This window comes from Sphingomonas sp. ABOLH, from assembly GCF_003951715.1.
Classification (GTDB): domain Bacteria; phylum Pseudomonadota; class Alphaproteobacteria; order Sphingomonadales; family Sphingomonadaceae; genus Sphingomonas; species Sphingomonas hankookensis_A.
On record NZ_QQWV01000005.1, the window covers coordinates 51,593 to 69,662 of the forward strand.

At 67.2% G+C, this 18,070-nt stretch carries 23 protein-coding genes and 1 tRNA gene; 17 read left to right on the plus strand and 7 right to left on the minus strand.

Going from position 1 to position 18,070, the window contains the following annotated elements; all coding sequences use genetic code 11:
• The first annotated feature begins 8 nt into the window (after window positions 1-8).
• From CA237_RS03770 to CA237_RS03790, 5 genes are all read left to right on the plus strand, one after another.
• On the plus strand, window positions 9-842 hold the full coding sequence (locus CA237_RS03770; protein WP_126012974.1) for a hypothetical protein: 834 nt from the start codon (window positions 9-11) through the stop codon (window positions 840-842).
• A complete protein-coding gene (locus tag CA237_RS03775) occupies window positions 839-1,645 on the plus strand; it encodes a hypothetical protein (RefSeq protein ID WP_126012978.1) in 807 nt (268 codons plus the stop codon). Before CA237_RS03770 ends, CA237_RS03775 begins: the two co-directional genes overlap by 4 nt.
• A complete protein-coding gene (locus CA237_RS03780) occupies window positions 1,642-2,289 on the plus strand; it encodes a hypothetical protein (protein ID WP_126012981.1) in 648 nt (215 codons plus the stop codon). The genes CA237_RS03775 and CA237_RS03780 overlap by 4 nt, the downstream gene beginning before the upstream one ends.
• Window positions 2,290-2,375: 86 nt before the next feature.
• On the plus strand, window positions 2,376-2,831 hold the full coding sequence (locus tag CA237_RS03785) for a hypothetical protein (protein WP_126012984.1): 456 nt from the start codon (window positions 2,376-2,378) through the stop codon (window positions 2,829-2,831).
• Window positions 2,832-2,881: 50 nt separating this feature from the next.
• The gene (locus CA237_RS03790) at window positions 2,882-3,565 is read left to right on the plus strand and encodes a hypothetical protein (protein WP_126012987.1); all 684 of its coding nucleotides are present in this window, start codon (window positions 2,882-2,884) and stop codon (window positions 3,563-3,565) included.
• Window positions 3,566-3,775: 210 nt separating this feature from the next.
• Here CA237_RS03790 and CA237_RS03795 read toward each other — a convergent pair.
• Window positions 3,776-3,849: transfer RNA gene (locus CA237_RS03795), tRNA-Gln, on the minus strand.
• 165 nt (window positions 3,850-4,014) lie between these two features.
• On the opposite strand from CA237_RS03795, the gene CA237_RS03800 reads away from it, so the two are divergent.
• The 4 genes from CA237_RS03800 to CA237_RS03815 are packed head-to-tail and all read left to right on the plus strand — an operon-like array spanning window position 4,015 to window position 7,101.
• Window positions 4,015-5,055 carry a Ppx/GppA phosphatase family protein gene (locus tag CA237_RS03800; RefSeq protein WP_066693830.1) on the plus strand — a complete coding sequence of 347 codons (1,041 nt, stop codon included), beginning with the start codon at window positions 4,015-4,017 and terminating at the stop codon, window positions 5,053-5,055.
• Complete coding sequence (locus CA237_RS03805) at window positions 5,052-5,753, plus strand: RlmE family RNA methyltransferase (RefSeq protein WP_066693824.1); 702 nt, start codon at window positions 5,052-5,054, stop codon at window positions 5,751-5,753. The genes CA237_RS03800 and CA237_RS03805 overlap by 4 nt, the downstream gene beginning before the upstream one ends.
• A gap of 56 nt (window positions 5,754-5,809) precedes the next feature.
• Window positions 5,810-6,316: a hypothetical protein gene (locus CA237_RS03810; RefSeq protein WP_066693821.1), complete on the plus strand. Its 507-nt coding sequence runs from the start codon at window positions 5,810-5,812 to the stop codon at window positions 6,314-6,316.
• Entirely contained in the window at window positions 6,313-7,101 is a 789-nt protein-coding gene (locus tag CA237_RS03815; protein WP_126012990.1) for a hypothetical protein, read from the plus strand. The genes CA237_RS03810 and CA237_RS03815 overlap by 4 nt, the downstream gene beginning before the upstream one ends.
• Before the next feature lie 54 nt (window positions 7,102-7,155).
• On the opposite strand, the gene rpoZ is transcribed toward CA237_RS03815, so the two are convergent.
• Window positions 7,156-7,500: a DNA-directed RNA polymerase subunit omega gene (gene rpoZ, locus CA237_RS03820; protein ID WP_066693817.1), complete on the minus strand. Its 345-nt coding sequence runs from the start codon at window positions 7,498-7,500 to the stop codon at window positions 7,156-7,158.
• 124 nt (window positions 7,501-7,624) lie between these two features.
• On the opposite strand from rpoZ, the gene CA237_RS03825 reads away from it, so the two are divergent.
• The 3 genes from CA237_RS03825 to CA237_RS03835 are packed head-to-tail and all read left to right on the plus strand — an operon-like array spanning window position 7,625 to window position 9,522.
• On the plus strand, window positions 7,625-8,773 hold the full coding sequence (locus CA237_RS03825; RefSeq protein ID WP_126012993.1) for a phosphatidylserine/phosphatidylglycerophosphate/cardiolipin synthase family protein: 1,149 nt from the start codon (window positions 7,625-7,627) through the stop codon (window positions 8,771-8,773).
• 43 nt (window positions 8,774-8,816) lie between these two features.
• Window positions 8,817-9,152, plus strand: a complete 336-nt coding sequence (locus CA237_RS03830) for a hypothetical protein (protein WP_066693811.1) — start codon at window positions 8,817-8,819, stop codon at window positions 9,150-9,152.
• 34 nt (window positions 9,153-9,186) lie between these two features.
• On the plus strand, window positions 9,187-9,522 hold the full coding sequence (locus CA237_RS03835; protein WP_066693809.1) for a hypothetical protein: 336 nt from the start codon (window positions 9,187-9,189) through the stop codon (window positions 9,520-9,522).
• Between the two features lie 119 nt (window positions 9,523-9,641).
• Here CA237_RS03835 and CA237_RS03840 read toward each other — a convergent pair whose 3' ends face one another.
• Entirely contained in the window at window positions 9,642-10,127 is a 486-nt protein-coding gene (locus CA237_RS03840) for a TlpA disulfide reductase family protein (protein WP_332307362.1), read from the minus strand.
• A 121-nt stretch (window positions 10,128-10,248) separates the two neighbouring features.
• Between CA237_RS03840 and argH the strand changes: the two genes are divergently transcribed.
• From argH to CA237_RS03865, 5 genes are all read left to right on the plus strand, one after another.
• Window positions 10,249-11,613, plus strand: coding sequence for an argininosuccinate lyase (gene argH / locus CA237_RS03845; RefSeq protein WP_066693805.1), 1,365 nt, complete (start codon window positions 10,249-10,251; stop codon window positions 11,611-11,613).
• On the plus strand, window positions 11,610-11,849 hold the full coding sequence (locus CA237_RS03850) for a lipoprotein (RefSeq protein WP_066693803.1): 240 nt from the start codon (window positions 11,610-11,612) through the stop codon (window positions 11,847-11,849). The genes argH and CA237_RS03850 overlap by 4 nt, the downstream gene beginning before the upstream one ends.
• A 157-nt stretch (window positions 11,850-12,006) precedes the next feature.
• On the plus strand, window positions 12,007-13,272 hold the full coding sequence (gene lysA, locus CA237_RS03855) for a diaminopimelate decarboxylase (protein WP_066693801.1): 1,266 nt from the start codon (window positions 12,007-12,009) through the stop codon (window positions 13,270-13,272).
• Window positions 13,263-14,024 carry an NAD(P)-dependent oxidoreductase gene (locus CA237_RS03860; protein WP_066693975.1) on the plus strand — a complete coding sequence of 254 codons (762 nt, stop codon included), beginning with the start codon at window positions 13,263-13,265 and terminating at the stop codon, window positions 14,022-14,024. The genes lysA and CA237_RS03860 overlap by 10 nt, the downstream gene beginning before the upstream one ends.
• A complete protein-coding gene (locus CA237_RS03865; RefSeq protein ID WP_066693790.1) occupies window positions 14,021-14,974 on the plus strand; it encodes a zinc transporter ZntB in 954 nt (317 codons plus the stop codon). Before CA237_RS03860 ends, CA237_RS03865 begins: the two co-directional genes overlap by 4 nt.
• A 25-nt stretch (window positions 14,975-14,999) precedes the next feature.
• Here CA237_RS03865 and CA237_RS03870 read toward each other — a convergent pair whose 3' ends face one another.
• The 4 genes from CA237_RS03870 to fliD form a co-directional block, all read right to left on the minus strand.
• Window positions 15,000-15,347 carry a GIY-YIG nuclease family protein gene (locus CA237_RS03870; protein ID WP_084401807.1) on the minus strand — a complete coding sequence of 116 codons (348 nt, stop codon included), beginning with the start codon at window positions 15,345-15,347 and terminating at the stop codon, window positions 15,000-15,002.
• 63 nt (window positions 15,348-15,410) lie between these two features.
• Entirely contained in the window at window positions 15,411-15,944 is a 534-nt protein-coding gene (locus tag CA237_RS03875; protein WP_066693788.1) for an NADPH-dependent FMN reductase, read from the minus strand.
• A 200-nt stretch (window positions 15,945-16,144) separates the two neighbouring features.
• Window positions 16,145-16,546, minus strand: coding sequence for a flagellar export chaperone FliS (gene fliS / locus CA237_RS03880; protein ID WP_066693785.1), 402 nt, complete (start codon window positions 16,544-16,546; stop codon window positions 16,145-16,147).
• A complete protein-coding gene (gene fliD, locus CA237_RS03885; protein WP_066693782.1) occupies window positions 16,546-18,051 on the minus strand; it encodes a flagellar filament capping protein FliD in 1,506 nt (501 codons plus the stop codon). The genes fliS and fliD overlap by 1 nt, the downstream gene beginning before the upstream one ends.
• Window positions 18,052-18,070: the final 19 nt, after the last annotated feature.

Here is an 18,070-nt window from a genome sequence, read left to right on the forward strand (position 1 = left end):
ACATAAGCATGGCTAGGAAGAAGACTGCGGAGTCGCGCGCCCGGAAGTCTACCACTTTCTATACCGTCGCCCAGCCTCTGACGCCTGCGCTGGAGGCGACCATTGCACCCGCGTGGGGATCGGCTCGCGCGCTTGCGAGAATGCTGGGGACCGGCGGCGAGGTGGCTCGTGAGGAGGGCGTCACCCGCATCACGGGCCGCACTTACGCGACCTCCACAGGGACCGTGCCGGCAGCGGAAATCTATTTCGTTAATGGCGCCAAGCCGCGCGACGATCCTCGATGGTTGGGTGAGGCCGACAAGCTCAGCTGGATCGATCCGGCCACCGGATACGAGTGCATAATGTTGCGTGACAGCGGGGAAGGATTCCTGAGCGGATACGTAGGCGTGCCTGAGGCTCACCCGCTCTTCGGTTGGGATCACGATGCCGTGCCGACGGAGCTCGGTATCGATGTCCACGGCGGACTAACCTATTCACGGATCTGCGACGATGGTCCTTCGCCGCAACGCCGTCTCATCGTCGAGGCTAAACGGATTTGCCATGTCGTCGTCGGTGTGATCCCCTTGCTGCAGGCCACGGAGCACCGGGCGGGAGACGGGCATTGGTGGTTCGGCTTCCGCTGCAATCACGTCTACGACGTGGTGCCAGGCAGCGTTCGGGATCGCCAGCGCTTCATGGGCGCGGAGACCGCCGCCGAGTACCGGGACGACGGCTACGTCGTGCGGGAGGTGCGGAACCTCGCAGCTCAGCTGAGGGCGATTGCCGACGGCAAGCCGGTGCCTGAGCGGGAAGGCCCACCCCTTCCTGCCGTCGGCCTTGATCCGCAGCGGGGTGGGCGGTGAGCGCGCGCGACAGCCACCGGGCGGGGGAGCTGCCGTGGGGCTGGTGGCTCCGCTCGCGCGACGGCGCACTTGAGGACGAGGACGGTCGCAGGTGGAAGTCCGTGCGGGAAGCCTTCTGGCAGGGCGAGCTTGGCTTCGCAGACGTCCATTTCGCGGAGGAGCAGCACGAGTTGCTGCTGCGCGTCCTCTCGTCGAAGGATGCTGGCAGGTTCGGGCGGGTAGAGAGCCAGCATGACATCTTTGGCGGCGACCTGACGTTCCGTCGCTTCTATCTTTGCTGGTTGGCGTCGATCGGCATGCTCGGTAAGGCCGAGGGCGTTTTCAACAGGAACGATCCCTTCAGCGTCGGTCTCAGTCCGGCGGGGAGGTCGGCTCTGATGATGCTTCGTGCCACTAGGAATCCGGCATGGGAACCGCTGCCGATGACCGAGGTGATCGACGCCGTCATCGAATCGGATCGGGGCGATGCCGAACGCGCGCGCGATGATGCGCTGCAAACCTTCGAAGCATCGATCGGCCTTCGCCGTCATGTGTTCGCCCGAGAGCGGATCGGGGCATCGCACCTGATAACCCTGACGAGCATGGAGGCCGGAACCGGCGCACGAATGCCGGTGCGTCGCGTGACCTGGTCCATTTCATTCTCCGAGCCGGCCTCGCGGGATCACCTGTATGCCTGGCTCGCCGCCCGGATTGGTCGGTGGGACGACTGGGGGCAAATGGCGTATCGGAAGGGGGCGGACGTGTTCAGTCAGCACCTCCTCAGCCTGTCAGTGGCGTCGCAGATCGACGGTGAGACCCGGTGAGTGAGCTCGAACAGGCGACTATCCGGGAAATCGCCGGCAAGCGCGCCCGGGAAGAGGCGGCGATGCTCGACCGCATGCTTGAGCAGCTTCGCCTGGCCTCGTTCAGATCCTATTTGACCGCCACCGTCGTCTCGATGTCCGTTCTCGTGCCGGAAGTCTTGGAACTGGCGAAATCGGGGGTGGTGGACGCAATGCAGCGCCTCCGTCCCGGCCACATCTGGCCATCCGTCACCGCCCGTGAGGCGGAGTACGGTCGAACGGGAACGGCGACGAACCGGATGGTCAAAGCGGGAAGGCACTTGTCCAGGCGCCCGGCGCCGTTGATCGGCGATGCGATCATTTCGGAGGGCGTCTTCGGTCCGGTCGTGGAGGTGAAGGTGTTCGGCGGGTCGTTGGATATCGTGCTCCGCGGAGACGGCTTCTGGCTGTCGACCATGGACGGGGTCGGATACCTGATGGTCCACCAGGCGCTGCCCGCCACCGTTGTTGCGGCTCTTCCCGGACGCCCACTGTCGGATGTGCTTGACCATGCGCTGCTGCAGGGGCGCGGCTTTGTCATCTCGAACGCCGCTCAGGCGGGCGGCGGGTCGTCGCTGGCCTTCGACGTCGGCCGGTTGCCGCTCGATGTGCCGTGGAGACCATAGCCGGCACGAAGTCGGGAAAACAAACCCACTTCGGTAGCGCCGTCTTAATCGGCGGCTGTCATCGCAGTTTAGGAAGGGAGAATAGCATGTCGGAAGCTAAGGGCATGACGCGGCTAGCGCGAGCCAGGATCATTCGCGACCAAGTTGTCGAGATCGGTCACACCCGGGGGCGCTGGGCGAGCCTTGACCTAGACGACGGCCGCACCGCCCGTGTCTGGGAGATTGACGGAGACGGATGGACCGCATCCATCACCACCCGCTTCTCCGGCCTGCCGCGGAAAGTCGTCGCCAGGGACTACGACGAGGCAGTGCTGCTTCAGCTCGCCCCGCCGAAGTCGGACGATCTGCTAGTTGACGTCTACCATCCAGAGGCGGGGAAGGTGCTGTCACTTGGTCAGACCGGCGATGTGGACACGCTGATCGGGATGCAAGCTGGGCCGTGGGAAGCGTCCTTTGGGCTTCCGGCTCGCGATTGGTCGCCAGCCATTGCGCGTCGCCTGGAACGCCTAAAATCGAACGGTCGGGCGCGGTTCGCATCCTGAGGCAACCGATCGAGCCTGCCGAACTTAATCGCCAAGTTACGGAGCAAGCAATGCACATCGACCTGAAACGGCTGGGGGCCGAGCGCGATATCGACTCGTTCGCACGGGCGCCGATCGAACTCATGGAATCTTTAGAGCTCAACGCCGGAGCGTTGCGCGACTCGTCCTTGGCAGATCCGGAAATCACGAAGCAGGTCGGGGCTGCGCTCTCACGCGTCACCGCCTTTTCCATCACACCCCGTATGCGCCAGCTTCTGGCGATCATGAATTGGGTGCCTATGGATCCTGGGACAGATAATCTTTGGATCCTGGACGAGCCCGTCAGTTTGCCGCCGCACGCGAACGCCCTAGTCGCGGATGCGACGGCAAACTCCTATGCGGAGGGGATGACCGTGCTGTTCGGGCCGGATGACGGATCTTTCGCTGGCGGCGGCTGGCTGATCGAAGATGACGGCGACTCGTCGGTGGCGGGACTCCGCGCCAAGGTGAGGCTGATTGCGGAACGACGTTGGGTCGCCGCGTCCATCATAGCGCGCCACTGTCCGGCAACACACCTCGATCACTGGATCCGGAAGGACGTCGAGCGCATCAACGCAGGGCGTTTTCGCTGCGGTCTGCCCCTCCTCATGGTGCCTTCAATAAAGACAATCCAACGCTGGGGTCGCGACTTCGCCGCGGTCCACGCTCACCGCGCTGGAATTGGCAAACAGTGGCGGAACTACCGCTTCGACTAGACAATGGCAGGTCGCTCTGGCGACGATGGCATACTGCCTCGCTGAACGGGTTGCCCTAGCAGCGAGGCGTTCTTGTTTCGTGTGGATGTGCAGTACTCACATCTCGATGTCGGCACGGATTACCGTCATCCACCGCAGGAAAGGGAGCGCATTTCACTCAACCGCTCAACTGCAAACTAGCGCGACGGTTTGTGAAATCTGACAGGTCGCTGGATGCCCCGTGAGGATTCGAACCTCAATTAACGGAGTCAGAGTCCGTGGTCTTACCTTTAGACGACAGGGCAGCACCGCAGCGAGGGCGGTCCGATAGGCCGGCTGTTTTGCCATGTCAACGCCGAATCGTTCGATTCGTCGCAATGCCTTGTCGCGGACGGCGGGCTTCGCTAGGTTGATGGCCAAGCACCGAGCGGCGTTCGGCCGTGACGGATAGAACATAAGTGAGTGACGGCATGGGGGATCTCTCCGCCCGGTTGCCGCACCGGGGGGCGCGTGGCGCTCCTCGAAAGGCAGCCTCTTCGCCGGCGCGGCCGCGCTGGCCGGGTGCGCGTCATTACGCCGCGCTCGACCTTGGCACCAACAACTGCCGGCTGCTGATCGCCCGGCCGCAGGGCGACGGCTTTGCCGTGGTCGATGCGTTTTCGCGCATCGTCCGGCTGGGCGAGGGGCTGGCCGCTACCGGCCGCCTGTCCGACGCGGCGATGGATCGGACCGTCGCCGCGCTGAAAATCTGCGCCGAGAAGCTCAAGCGCCGCGACGTGACGCTCGCCCGATCGGTCGCGACCGAGGCATGCCGCCGCGCCAGCAACGGTCCGGCCTTTGTCGAACGGGTGCTGGAGGAAACCGGCATCCACCTCGACATCATCACGGCGGAGGAGGAGGCGCGCCTCGCGGTGCTCGGCTGCCATGCCTTGCTCGAACCGGGGGACGGGCCGGCTTTGGTGTTCGACATCGGCGGTGGATCGACCGAGCTGGTGCTGCTCGACGCATCGGGCCCGGTGCCGCGCGTGCTCGACTGGCATTCCGCACCCTGGGGCGTGGTGTCGCTGACCGAGAGCCTGGGCGCGGGCAAGGAAGCACCGATGGCGTCGGGCGCCTATGCCCGGATGCGCGCCTGCGTGACCGAAAGCTTCGCACCGTTCGCCAAGCGGCTGCCGCAGACGACCGAGCCGCGCCGGCTGCTCGGCACCAGCGGGACGGTGACGACGCTCGCCAGCGTGCATCTCGGCCTCGCATCCTATGACCGCTCGCAGATCGACGGGCTGATCGTGCCGGCCGAATCGATGCTGGCGGTCAGCCAGCGGCTGGCCGGCATGAGCCTGGCCGAACGCGGCACGGTGCCGTGCATCGGCAGCGAACGCGCCGATCTGGTGGTCGCGGGTTGCGCGATCCTCGAAACGATTCTGGCGCTCTGGCCCGCCGAGCGGCTAGGGGTCGCCGACCGTGGGATTCGCGAAGGAATCCTGCGCCGATTGATGGCAGGAACCCGATGACCCGCGGAAGCCCCCCCGGACGCCAACGTGTACGCACCGCCCGCTCGCGCTCGGCCCAGTCGACGCGCTGGCTGGAGCGTCAGCTCAACGACCCCTATGTGAAGAAAGCACGCGCGGAAGGCTATCGCAGCCGCGCGGCGTACAAGCTGATCGAGCTGGACGAACGCTTCAAGCTGCTGCGCGGCGTCAAGCGCGTCGTCGACCTCGGCATCGCGCCGGGCGGCTGGACCCAGGTCGTGCGCAAGGTGCGGCCGGAATGCACCGTGGTCGGCATCGACCTGTTGCCGGTCGATCCAATCGATGGCGTGACGATCCTGCAGATGGACTTCCTCGCCGATCATGCGCCCGACCGCCTGCGCGAGGAATTGGGCGGCGAGGCGGACCTCGTCCTCTCCGACATGGCGGCCAATACGGTCGGCCATCCGCAGACCGATCACCTGCGCACCATGGCGCTGGTCGAGGCGGCGGTGATGTTCGCCTGCGAAGTGCTGCGTCCCGGCGGCGATTTCGTGGCGAAGGTACTGGCGGGCGGTGCCGACAACGAACTGGTCGCGGAGCTGAAGCGCAATTTCCAGACGGTGAAGCACGCCAAGCCCCCGGCCAGCCGCAAGGATTCGTCGGAATGGTACGTCATTGCGACGAACTTCAAGGGGCGGCGGGAGAGCGAAGAATCGACAAAACGTCCGTCCGACGAATGATGGACGATCCCCTAGCCGTCCGATAGGATGGCGACGGCTTCGGGGGAGGTTGCTCGATGGGCTGGTGGGCGCTTGTGGGCATGGTCGCCATGGCGGGGCAGGCGGGGAGCGACGCCGACCGCGTCCGAGCCGATCCCTATTGCCGCGACATTTTCGGCATCGTCGCCGCCAGCGGGCAGGGTTTCGCGCCGATCAAGGGCGCGTGGCGCACCGATGACGACGAATGGGTCTCGCTCATCACTCTGCCAGGCGCCGATGAATGCAGCATCCGGCCCTGGACCGAACAGGATCTGGAATTCGCTTGCAAATGGGCGGTTGCCGACACCGCGACCGCCAATGCCACCGCCCGCACGATGGCGGACAAGCTGCGATGGTGCGCCTGGCATGGTCTGGATTCGCCGTCCGGTCCGCTGGCCGACATGCGGTCCCCGACCGCGCGCGGCGTGACCTTTCTGTGGGAATTGTGGCTGTCGCGAACCATGACGAAGGTCACCGTCGAGGCGCGCCAGAGCCCGCGTTCCGGCGCGGCCAGCGTGCAGTTCCGCGTGGAGCGGCGGCGATGATCGCGCGGCGGACAGTCGTCGGCGGGCTTGCCCTATGCGGATCGGGACTGGGATGCGCGGTGCATGCGCAATGGCCGAACAGCGGTGCGGGTGCGGCACCCACGACGCGGGTCGACGTGCCGGTCGGTGGCTGCGGCATGAACCTGGCGGAAGCGCGGCAATTCGCTCAACAATGGCGGATCAGCGAGGACCTGGACGCCGACCCCGATGACGAGGCGGCATCGCGTGCCGCGCTCGTGCTGGAGCGATATTTTGCGCAGTGCTCGTTCGCGGGCGAGGACTGGTTCGGGGTGAAGCCGCGCTTCGGCTTCTTCGACGACGGCAAAAGCCCCAATGCGTTCGCCACGCCGTTTCCCTTGTTCGGCAACCGCGCCGATGTCGACGGGACGGTGGTGTTCGGTCGCCGCCTGCTGGCTCAGCAACTCCAGCGCGGCAACGCGGCGTTCGCCGCGATCATGGTCATCGTCGCGCACGAATATGCCCATGCCTACCAGTTCCGCCAGCGTCGTGGCGGCAAATGCCCCGAAATCGAACTGGAAGCCGATTTTCTTGCCGGATGGTCGCTCGCCTGCGAAGCGGGCAAGCGACAGGGGCGGCGGTTGAGCGTCGATCTGGCATCGTCCGCTGCGACGATGTTCGAATTCGGCAGCTATGATTTCAACAATCCGAGTTTTCACGGCACGCCCGAACAACGGCGCGACGCGTTGCTCGCCGGCTATCGCGCCGGTGACTCGGGCATGTCGCTGGCCGACGCCTATCGCACCAGCATCCGTTCGACCGCATAGCAAAAGGGCGGCCCCGCAGGACCGCCCTCTTCGCATCAGAAAGACCCGACAGCCTCAGCCGTCATAATCCCCACCGACATTCTGGTTGCGCGGCGGGGCGGCGGCGGTGAGGCGGAGCGCCTCTGCCGATGCGGCCAGCGAGCCCAGTTCGTCCGGTGCTTCCTCATCGTCGATCTGCACCTTCTGCATCGAGGTGATCACCGCCTCGCGCAGATGGTCCGGCGTGATGTTTTCCTCGGCGATTTCACGCAGCGCCACGACCGGGTTCTTGTCGCGGTCGCGATCGAGGGTGAGTTCGGCACCGCCCGAAATCTGGCGGGCGCGCTGGGCGGCCATCAACACCAGGTCGAAACGGTTGGGGATCTTGTCGACGCAATCCTCGACGGTGACGCGCGCCATGAAACGCCTTCCTTGCAAAACGGAGGGTATCGGAAAGCCCGCTGCCTACGCGGGGACGGGCGGAAAGTCAATGAAACTTGGGTGCCGCCCGGCCGTTACGCCATGGCAACGGATGGGAGCGGGCATGCACGACGGCCAGGAGCCGACCTTCACCGTCGCCGGAAACCGGCTGACGCTGTTGACGGAAGGGCCGGAGCGGCTGTCCGCGCTGCTGGCGCTGATCGACGGCGCGCGCCATTCGCTGCGCTTCCTGTTCTATATCTGGGAAGAGGATGCGTCCGGCGTCCGCGTCCGCGATGCGCTGGTCGATGCCGCCAGGCGCGGGGTACAGGTGTCGCTGATCGTCGACGGGCTGGGTGCGGAGGCGGCAGCCAATCGCCGTTTCTTCGAACCGCTGCGCGCGGCGGGCGGCGATGTCTGCGTGTTCGTGCCGCGCATCGGCCGGCGCTATCTGCTGCGCAATCACCAGAAGCTGGCGCTGGCCGACGACGCACGGGTGATCGTCGGCGGTTTCAATATCGAGGACGCCTATTTCGGCACTATCGAGGATCAGGCGTGGCGCGACCTGGGGCTGATCGTCGAAGATCCCGCCGCCGGGCGGCTGGCCGGTTATTTTGATGCGCTGAAGGCATGGACCGCGCTGCCCGGCGCGCCGCTTCGCAAATTGTCGCGCCTGCTGAACGAATGGAGCGAGGATAGCGGCCCGATCCGCTGGCTGCTCGGCGGGCCGTCGCGGCGGCTGTCGCCCTGGGCGCGAATGGTGAAGTACGAAATCCGCCATAGCGAGCGGATCGACATGATCGCCGCCTATTTCGCGCCCGGCCCGCTGATGACCCGCCGGCTGGACCGGGCGGCGCGGCGGACGCGGCTGCGCATCGTGGTGCCGGCCAAGACCGATCATGCCATCGCGCTGCTGGCGGCGCGCTTCACCTATCGCAGCCTGCTGCGCCATGGCGCCGAACTCTATGAATATCGCCCGACCAAGCTGCACACCAAATTGTTTGTCGCCGACGATGCGGTGCATATCGGATCGGCCAATTTCGACATGCGTTCGATGTTCCTGAACATGGAACTGATGCTGCGGGTCGAGGATGCCGCCTTCGCTGCCCATCTGCGCGCCTATATGGACCGGGAGGTCGCGCAGTCGCAGCGGGTGACGCGCGAATTGAACCGCGCGCGCGCCGGCTGGTGGACGCGGACGAAGCAGGCCGGGGCCTATTTCGTGATGGCGGTGCTCGATCCCGAAATCACCGTCTGGCTCAACCGCGACTGATGCCGCTTGAGGTACGCGCGACGCTGGTCCATCGCGTAGCCGCATGGATATTCCCGCATTATACGCACAGCTGATTCAGGAAATCGGCGATGGCACCGGCATGGCGGACAGCCTGTTGCACGTCCATGCCGGCATGGCGGTGCTGCTGACCACCCGCGTGCTGACCGGGTATCGCCTGTCGACACCGGTGCCGCTGGCGGTGGTGGCGCTGGCCGAACTGGCCAACGAGGTGCTCGACCGGCTGCATTACGGGTCGTGGCGCTGGGACGATACGCTGCTCGATATCGTCAACACGATGTTCTGGCCGACGATGCTGTTCATCGGCCTGCGCCTGCGCAACCGGTTCGAACCGCGGGACGAGCCGGGGAACGCCGGCTGACCCGCAGCGGTTATATTGGCCAAGGAGAACCACCATGGCCGACACCCCCGCGCATCCCCAGGTCGATCCGAAGCGGACCGAGCCGCTCAACGCCTTCGACAACCCGATTGGCTATTCGGGCCAGGAATATGACCGCGAGCGGCAGGCACGACAGGCCGCCGCCGAAGCCGGTGCTCCCGGCTTCGTGCCATCCGACGACGGCCGCGAAATCCCGCCCGAGGCCGGCCACCGCGCCTCGATCGGCCCCGATGGCGAGGTCCATGGCAGCGGCGCCAATGCCGGCGGCGGCGCACAGGGCGAGAATTTCGACGACGACGCACCGGGCGAGGGGGCAGGGGTGCCGCCCGCAGAACGTGCGCCGGATCGGTGAGCAAGCCGCCCTCTAACCGTCACCCCGGACTTGATCCGGGGTCCCGCTTCTTCTGTTGCGGCGGTCAGTAGAAAGCGGGGCCTCGGGTCAAGTCCGGGGTGACGAGATAGGCCGGTAGCTTACCCTCGTGCCTCGCCGATCAGCTTCGCCGCGTTCGCCCCGGCCCAGTCCATCCCCCCGGTGACCCGCCACAATTCCTTGCCCGACGCATCATACAGGATCGTCGTCGGCAGGCTGACGCCCATGCCGGTCGAGAATTGCAGCTCCGGATCACGATAGGCAACCAGGTTCGCCAGCTTTCGCTCGGTCAGGAACGGCTGCACCTTCCCGGGCTCCATGTCCTGCGACACGGTCAGCACGTGCAGCGACGCCTTCTCCCGCGCCGCCAGCGCATCCAGCGTCGGCATCTCGCGCACGCACGGCGCGCACCACGTCGCCCACAGGTTCATCAGCACCGGCTTCCCCCGAAAATCGGCCAGTGTCACCGGCTTGCCTGCGCCGTCCTGAAAGGCGAACGCCGGCATCGCCTCGCCCTTGTGGCTGCGGTCGATCTTGCCCGCCGCTTCGGGCGCGGCGTCGTTGGCGGGCGTATCGACGTCGGGCACGGTGCCGTCGCCTTCCGCAGCCGCTTGCTCCGGCGCGGCCGCTCGCTTATCGCAAGCGCCGACGAACAGGCTCAGTCCAAGGAGAAGCGCGATTACCGGGCGCATGGAAGGCTCCAACAGCATGTGGGGCGGGCGCTTCGCCGAAGGCCCGTCGGCGGTGATGCGTGAGATAAACGCCTCGATCCCCTTCGACAAGCGGATGTGGCGACAGGATATCGCCGGGTCCAAGGCGCACGCAACGATGCTGGGCGCGCAGGGCATCGTCGACCAGGCCGATGTCGCGAAGATCCTCGACGGACTGGACGCGGTCGCGGCGGACTATGCCGAACAGGGCGTGCCCGACGATCTGACGCTCGAAGATATTCACATGCTGACCGAGGCGCGGCTGGCCGAAAAGATCGGTCCGGTCGCCGGGCGGCTGCATACCGCGCGCTCGCGCAACGATCAGGTCGCGACCGATTTCCGCCTGTGGACCCGCGATGCGATCGATGCGGTCGATGCGGCGCTGGGCCAGTTGCAGGCCGCGCTGCTGGTGCGCGCCGAGGAACATGCCGCCACCGTCATGCCCGGCTTCACGCACCTTCAGGTCGCGCAGCCGGTAACGCTCGGCCATCACCTGATGGCCTATCACAGCATGATCGCGCGCGATCGCGGGCGCTTTGCCGATTGCCGCGCGCGGCTCAACTACAACCCGCTCGGATCGGCGGCGCTGGCCGGGACCGGCTTCCCGCTCGATCGCCATGCGACGGCCAAGGCGCTGGGCTTTGCCGGGCCGACGGTTAATTCGCTTGATTCGGTGTCCGACCGCGACTTCGCGATCGAATATCTGACCGCCGCCGTACAATGCTCCCTGCACCTGTCGCGCCTGGCGGAAGAGTTCGTGATCTGGGCGTCGCAGATGTTCGGCTTCGTGTCCTTGAGCGACCAATGGTCGACCGGCAGCTCGATCATGCCGCAAAAGCGCAACCCCGACGCCGCCGAGCTGGTGCGCGGGCATAGCGGGCGGATCATGGGCTGCATGACGTCGCTGATGGTGACGATGAAGGGCCTGCCGCTCGCCTATTCCAAGGACATGCAGGACGACAAGCCGCCGGTGTTCGAGGCGACCGATCTGCTGGCGCTGTCGATCGCGGCGATGACCGGCATGGTCGAAAGCGCGACCTTCCGCCCCGATCGCATGCGCGCGGCGGCCGAAACCGGCTTTTCGACCGCGACCGATCTGGCCGACTGGCTGGTGCGCGAAGCGGGCGTGCCGTTCCGCGAGGCGCATCACATCACCGGCCGCGCGGTCAAGCTGGCTGAGGAAAAGGGCTGTCGCTTGGACGGCCTGACCATCGACGACCTGACCGGCATCGACGACCGCATCCATGCCGGCATCTTCGACGTGCTGAGCGTCGATGCCTCGGTCGCCAGCCGCAAGAGCTTCGGCGGCACCGCGCCCGATCGGGTCCGCGAAGCCATCGCCGCCGCGCGGGGGCAGGGGTGAGCCGCGCGCTCGCCCTCGCCGTCGTCACGCTGGCCCTCGCCGGCTGTGGCCAGCGCAGCGACCTGCGCCCGCGCGAGAATGCGTCGCTGCCGCCCGCGCCCTATGGCGCGACCGCGACGCCGACCCCGGCCGAACTGCTCGACCCGACGACGCAGCAGCGGCCGTCGCGCAGCGACGAATTGCTGACCGAATCGAAGGCGCGCGGCGACGATCCCTTCGCTCTGCCGCCACGCTGACCACGCGCTCCATCGTCACCCCCGCGCAGGCGGGGGTCCATACACGCTACCCGCGCGATGGAGTCGCCAAAGCCTGCGTCTATGGATTCCCGCCTTCGCGGGAATGACGAGCGGGGACCCATTCTCAACCCGCCCCCGTCGTTCTAAAGGGCCAGTCATGGATAATTTCACCCTTCGCGACGGCACGCTCCATGCCGAGGATGTCAGCCTGCCCGCCATCGCAGATGCGGTCGGCACGCCGGTCTATGTCTATTCGACAGCGACGCTCGAACGGCATGTCCATGTGTTCCGCGATGCCGTCGCGGGCCTCGGCAAGGGCGAACCGCTGGTCGCCTTCGCGGTGAAGGCCAATCCGAACAAGGCGGTGCTGGCCACGCTTGCCCGCGCCGGCATGGGCGCGGACGTGGTGTCGGGCGGCGAGCTGTACCGCGCGCTCGACGCCGGCATGGACCCCAACAAGGTCGTATTCTCCGGCGTCGGCAAGACCGCGGACGAAATGGCGCAGGCGCTGAACGCCGGCATCGGCCAGTTCAACATCGAATCCGAACCCGAACTCGACATGCTGTCGGCGGTGGCGACCCGGCTGGGCAAGGTCGCGCAGATCGCCATCCGCGTGAACCCCGACGTGATAGCCGGCACCCATGCGAAGATCTCGACCGGCGGCAAGGAGAACAAGTTCGGCATCGACTATCACGCCGCCCCCGCCGCCTATGCCCATGCCGCATCGCTGCCGGGGATCAGGGTACGCGGCGTCGCGGTGCATATCGGCAGCCAGCTGACCGACCTGCTGCCGCTCGAAGCCGCGTTCGGCCGGGTCGGTGCGCTGATCCGCGACCTTCGCGCCGCGGGGCACGACATCACCCACGCCGATCTCGGTGGTGGCCTCGGCGTCCCCTACGACCCCGCCAGGCCGCTGCCGCCCAGCCCGGCCGAATACGGCGCGATGGTCGCCCGCGCGACCGCCGGCTGGGATGCGCGGCTGATGTTCGAACCCGGCCGGCTGATCGTCGCCAATGCCGGCGTGCTGGTGTCGCGCGTCATCCGCGTGAAGCAGGGCGCGACCGCGCCGTTCGTCGTCGTCGACGCGGCGATGAACGACCTGCTGCGCCCCAGCCTCTACGACGCCTATCACGACATCCGCGCGGTGACCCCGACCGGCGAGCGGGCGGTGACCAACATCGTCGGCCCGGTGTGCGAGACCGGCGATACCTTTGCCCTGGGCCGCGAGATGGACGTGGTGGCCGCCGACGATCTGGTCGCGTTCATGACCGCCGGCGCTTACGGCGCGACCATGGCCTCGACCTACAACTCACGCGCTTTGGTGCCCGAGGTACTGGTGGCCGGCGACCGGTTCGCGGTGGTGCGCGAACGTCCCCCGATCGAGGCGCTGGCCCAGGCCGACCGCCTGCCGCCCTGGTTGTGAACGGGCTGCCGATCCTGCTGCGCACCGCCGGGCGCAGCGTGATCCTGGTGGGGGAGGGTGAGGCGGCCGATGCCAAGCGCCGCCTGCTCGAACGCACCGGCCTGACCGTCGTCGCCGATGCCGCCGACGCCCGCATTGCCGTCGTCGCCGTCGAGGATGACGGCGAAGCGCGCACCGCGATCGATGCGCTGAAGGCCCGCGGCATCCTCGTCAACGCGGTCGATCGCCTGGCCGATTGCGACTTCACCCTGCCGGCGATCGTCGACCGTTCGCCGATCCTGATCGCGATATCGACCGGCGGCGTGTCGGCGGGGCTGGCGGCGGCGATCCGCCAGCGGCTGGAAGCGATCCTGCCCGCCGGGGTCGGGCGACTGGCCGAAGGGCTGGGCGCCGCCCGCGCCGCCCTGCGCACGCGCTTCCCCGACGGAGGCGACCGCCGTCGCGCCATTGGTGCTGCCATCGCCGCAAATGGTCCGCTCGACCCGATGATCCCGCATCCCGACGATGCGGTCGAACGGTGGCTCGACGGCGCCGCCCCGGTCGCCGGCCGCGTCGAGACAATTCGCCTGCGCTCGCCCGATCCCGACGATCTGAGCTTACGCGAAGCCCGCTGGCTGGGGCAGGCCGACCGCATCCACCACACTGCGGACGTTCCCGCAGCGATCCTCGACCGCGCCCGCGCCGATGCGGTGCGGATCATGGGGCCGCTGCCCGCCGATCCGCTTCCCGGCCTGACGATCGACCTCGCATGACCTGTCGCGCGTGGCATATCGAGGGCGGGCGGGCGACGCCGATCGATCCGCTGGCGGCGGTCGATGCGACCGGCGGCTTCACCTGGATCCATCTGCATGGCGAGGGGGAGGTGGTCGCCAAATGGCTGCGCGACCATGCCCATCTGCCCGATTACGTCATCGACCCGCTGACCGCGGTCGAGACCCGCCCGCGCTGCGATGCGATCGGCAAGGGGGCGTTCGTCAACCTGCGCGGCCTGTCCGACGATGTGCTCAGCAGCGCCGATCCGCTCGCCTCGGTCCGCCTCTATGCCAGCGCGGGCCGCGTCCATTCGGTCACCCGGCGCAAGCTGACCGCGTTCCACACCGTCGTCGACCGGGTCGAGCGTGGCGAGGTGGCCGATCCCGGCGACCTGATCGTCGCCTTCGCCAGCGCGATCACCGAACAGCTCGACCCGCTGATCGCCGATCTCGGCGACACGCTCGACGAATGCGAGGAGGCGCTGGACCCCACCCGCATCTTCGAACAGCGCCGTGCCGTCACCCATACCCGCGTCCGCGCGATTGGCTATCGCCGCTTCCTCGTGCCGCAGCGTTCGGCGCTCGAAAAGCTGGGGCAACTGCCCGGCGACTGGCTGCAGGCCGACGACCGCCTCCACCTCGCCGCCGCCGCCGACCGCGCCGCGCGCATGGCAGAGGAGGTCGATTCGATCCGCGAACGCGCCGCGCTGGTCCACGAAACGCTGACCGACCTGCGCGCCGAACAGCTCGACCAGCGCTCGCTCCAGATCGCGATCGTGGCGATGGTGTTCCTGCCGCTGACCTTTCTGACCGGCCTGCTCGGCATGAACGTGAAGGGGATCCCCTTTGCCGACGAACCCTGGGCGTTCGCCGGGGTCGTCGGTCTGTGCGTGGCGATGAGCGCAGGGATCGTGGCGTGGTTCGTCCGGAAACACTGGATCGGGCGGTAGGGCAACCGTTGCGCCACCCACTACGTCACCCCGGACTTGTTCCGGGGTCCACCGGGCGGCTGGGCGATGGCAGGGGTTCGAAGCCCAATCCTATCGCAAGGTCGTTCCAAGCGGGGTTGTCCCGTTCGATCAGGTTGCGCTTCCAGTCCCGCCGCCACCGTTTGACAGTTTTCTCACGATAGATGGCAGCTTCCATCGTGGCGGCGATTTCCCAATAGACGAGCCGTTTGATGTTTTTCTCGGCAGTAAACCCGCCAAAAGTGCCTTCGCGATGCTGCGCTATCCGGCGCACCAAGTCGGACGTGACCTCGGTGTAGAGCGTTCCATTTCGGGCGCTGGCGAGAATATAGACGCAAGGTAGGCGTTCGACCATGAACGACTTCCTTATTCTTGCGGTGGGCCCCGGAACAAGTCCGGGGTAACAAGAAAAAGCGCCCTACCGCGCCACGAAGCCGATCATCTGCTCGACCATCAGCCGCAGCTGCCCGTCGGCCTTGTCGATCGCGCCGTCCTCGACGGTGTTGATCGCCACCCCGACCGGCGTCGGCCAGCCGCGCAGCGCGTGGGCGACGGTGCGCAGGGTGGTCATCGTCGCCACCGCTGCCTGCCACCCGGCCGCCGTCGCGACGATGCCGACCGGCATCCCGTCGAAATAGACGCGGTCGTCGCGGCGCAGCAGTTCGACATGGTCCAGCGCGTTCTTCACCAGCCCCGACAGCGTCCCGTGATAGCCCGGCGACCCGATGATGATCCCGTCGGCATCGCGCAGCGCGCGCAGGAACGACTGGATGCGCGGATTGCCGCCTGCCGCCTCGGGTTCGTAGTTCGGGAAGTCGATCGCCGGCCCGGTCAGCAGCGTGGTGCGCGCGCCCAGCGCCTTGGCATGGGTCAGCGCCCGTTCCAGCGCGGCGGCGGTGCCCGAAGTCGGGCGCAGCGTGCCCCCCAGCGCGACGATATGCGGTTGCTTCATGCGCGCACCGCTAGCGGATCACGGGGCGCGATGCCACCGTTGAGAAGGGGCGGTCGGGGAGGGATGCGAGTGCCACCGCCTGCCAAAACGTCACCCCGGGCTTGACCCGGGGTCCCGCTTCTTCTTCTGCGGGTGACCGATAGCGGGACCCCGGATCAAGTCCGGGGTGACCAAGAACGTTGCGATCCGAGCCGTCCGCCCTATCGCGGCCGGACCGCTTCCCACGCCTCGGCAATGTCGGTCAGCGACGCGGCGGCGTTCAGGAACGGCTGGGCATCCTGCCCGATGCTCGCATTGACGATCTGCTCGCGCAGGCCGGTGTAGAGCCGCGACAGCGTCTGCGACAGGTCGCCGCCCTTTTCGTAATCCAGGCCGGCTTCGAGCGCGAACAGGATCGCGGTCGCGCGGGTCACCCGTTCGCCCTTCATCGCATATTGGCGATTATTGGTCGCCCAGGCGGCGGAGCGCAGCGCGCGGATCGCTTCCTCGTACAGCAGCGACACCAAAGCATGCGGATCGGCGCCGCCGGTGCGGGCGGCCAGGTCGACCGAGCGATAGGTCTGGGCGGGATCGCCCGCCAGAGCGGTGGCATAGCGGGTCATTATTCGCTCCGCGTCCACATCTTGATCTGGTTTTCCATGAAGGTCTGCTGTGCCTTGTACGCGGCGACCCGCGCTTCCGACGCCGCGAATTGCTGCGTCATGCGGGTGGAGGTCGCCTCGGTCTGTTCGGCGACCTTGGCCTGTTCCTTGGCGAGCGCGCCCTGCGCCTCGGCATAGCGCTTGTCGCTGGCGCCCAGCCCCAGCGTGGTGCTCTTGGCGGTGGCCGCGATCCGGTTGAGCGCGGCGGGCAGGCTCTTGCCGGTGGTGCCGTCGCTGCCGGTCGCGGCGGCGAACATCGCCTCGACCGCATCGGGATTGTTGGCGATGGCGGAGGCGAGCAGCGTCTTGTCGACCCGCAGCGTCCCGTCATTGTTCGTCGCCACGCCGATCGCCGCCAGCGTGGTCGGGGTGCCGTCGGTCTTGCCGGTCAGGTCGGCGCTGGTCAGCTTCTGCAACGACCGCTTCATCGCCTGCGCCGCCGGGTCGGCGCGCAGGTCGCCGGTGATCGCATCGGTCGCCTTGTTCACCGACGCCAGCATCTCGTTATATGCCGCGACGACATTGTTCACCGCTTCGGTCAGCGCCTCGGTCGGCTTGGACGAACTCAGCGTCACCGGGCCATCGGTCGTCACCGCCTTCAATTCCAGCGTGACGCCGTCCGCGCCGGTGATCTTGTTGGACGCGCTGACCATCGGCACGCCGTCGATGCTGAACACCGCGTTGCCCGCCCGGGTCACCACTTCGGCACCATCGGTCGTGCTGCTGTCGAAATCGACGTTCAGCCGTTCGAGGCCCGGCGAGACGCTGCCGCTGTCGGGTGTCGCGGTCAGGGTGAATGCCTGGTTCGCGCCATCGGTGCTGCGCAGCACGAGCCGCTGGCCATTGGCGTCGGTCACGACGCTGGCGGTGACGCCCGCCTTGGCGGCGGTGATCTTGTCGGCGACCTTCTGCAGCGACGCCGCGTCGCTCGACGTGATGGTGATCGGCGGGATGGTCGTGCCGTTCGCGGCGAAGGTGCCGTCCTCCTTCACGCTGCCCAGTTTCAGCTGGAGCGTGCCGGTGCCGACCGATCCGGTGGTGCTGAACGATTCCTTGGTCACTGCGACCTGCGGCGTGGCGAGCCGGGCGACGCTGACGCTGGCGTTCAGGCTTGCGACCGTCGCACCCTTGGCGGTCGACACCTTCACCGCCGCGCTGCTGCTGGTCAGCTGGGTGGTCAGCCCGCCGCTTTCGGACAGGGTGGTGAGCGCGCTGGCAAATCCGGTGATGCCCGATTTCAGTTCGGACACGGCGGACACCTGCGCGGTCAGCGTTTCGGCCTGCCGGGTCAGCCGGGCGTTCTTGTTGGCGAACTGCGCCTCGACCAGGCTCTTGACCAGCGCGGCGGTGTCGACGCCCGATCCCGCGCCCAATGCGTTGGCGAGGTTGGGGGTGGTCGCCTTGGTCGTGGTCGTCGTCTTGGCCGTGGTGGCGGTGGCCGTCGCACTGCTCGTCGTGATCGCCATCGTGGGTCCCCGGTCCGTC

What these genes read in the sequence shown, in the direction of transcription:
- CA237_RS03770 (WP_126012974.1), top strand. Translation starts at nt 9, where the DNA reads ATGGCTAGGAAGAAGACTGCGGAGTCGCGCGCCCGGAAGTCTACCACT.
- CA237_RS03785 (WP_126012984.1), top strand. Translation starts at nt 2,376, where the DNA reads ATGTCGGAAGCTAAGGGCATGACGCGGCTAGCGCGAGCCAGGATCATT.
- CA237_RS03790 (WP_126012987.1), top strand. Translation starts at nt 2,882, where the DNA reads ATGCACATCGACCTGAAACGGCTGGGGGCCGAGCGCGATATCGACTCG.
- CA237_RS03800 (WP_066693830.1), top strand. Translation starts at nt 4,015, where the DNA reads ATGGGGGATCTCTCCGCCCGGTTGCCGCACCGGGGGGCGCGTGGCGCT.
- CA237_RS03805 (WP_066693824.1), top strand. Translation starts at nt 5,052, where the DNA reads ATGACCCGCGGAAGCCCCCCCGGACGCCAACGTGTACGCACCGCCCGC.
- CA237_RS03810 (WP_066693821.1), top strand. Translation starts at nt 5,810, where the DNA reads ATGGGCTGGTGGGCGCTTGTGGGCATGGTCGCCATGGCGGGGCAGGCG.
- CA237_RS03815 (WP_126012990.1), top strand. Translation starts at nt 6,313, where the DNA reads ATGATCGCGCGGCGGACAGTCGTCGGCGGGCTTGCCCTATGCGGATCG.
- rpoZ (WP_066693817.1), bottom strand. Translation starts at nt 7,500, where the DNA reads ATGGCGCGCGTCACCGTCGAGGATTGCGTCGACAAGATCCCCAACCGT.
- CA237_RS03825 (WP_126012993.1), top strand. Translation starts at nt 7,625, where the DNA reads ATGCACGACGGCCAGGAGCCGACCTTCACCGTCGCCGGAAACCGGCTG.
- CA237_RS03830 (WP_066693811.1), top strand. Translation starts at nt 8,817, where the DNA reads ATGGATATTCCCGCATTATACGCACAGCTGATTCAGGAAATCGGCGAT.
- CA237_RS03835 (WP_066693809.1), top strand. Translation starts at nt 9,187, where the DNA reads ATGGCCGACACCCCCGCGCATCCCCAGGTCGATCCGAAGCGGACCGAG.
- argH (WP_066693805.1), top strand. Translation starts at nt 10,249, where the DNA reads ATGTGGGGCGGGCGCTTCGCCGAAGGCCCGTCGGCGGTGATGCGTGAG.
- lysA (WP_066693801.1), top strand. Translation starts at nt 12,007, where the DNA reads ATGGATAATTTCACCCTTCGCGACGGCACGCTCCATGCCGAGGATGTC.
- CA237_RS03865 (WP_066693790.1), top strand. Translation starts at nt 14,021, where the DNA reads ATGACCTGTCGCGCGTGGCATATCGAGGGCGGGCGGGCGACGCCGATC.
- CA237_RS03870 (WP_084401807.1), bottom strand. Translation starts at nt 15,347, where the DNA reads ATGGTCGAACGCCTACCTTGCGTCTATATTCTCGCCAGCGCCCGAAAT.
- CA237_RS03875 (WP_066693788.1), bottom strand. Translation starts at nt 15,944, where the DNA reads ATGAAGCAACCGCATATCGTCGCGCTGGGGGGCACGCTGCGCCCGACT.
- fliS (WP_066693785.1), bottom strand. Translation starts at nt 16,546, where the DNA reads ATGACCCGCTATGCCACCGCTCTGGCGGGCGATCCCGCCCAGACCTAT.
- fliD (WP_066693782.1), bottom strand. Translation starts at nt 18,051, where the DNA reads ATGGCGATCACGACGAGCAGTGCGACGGCCACCGCCACCACGGCCAAG.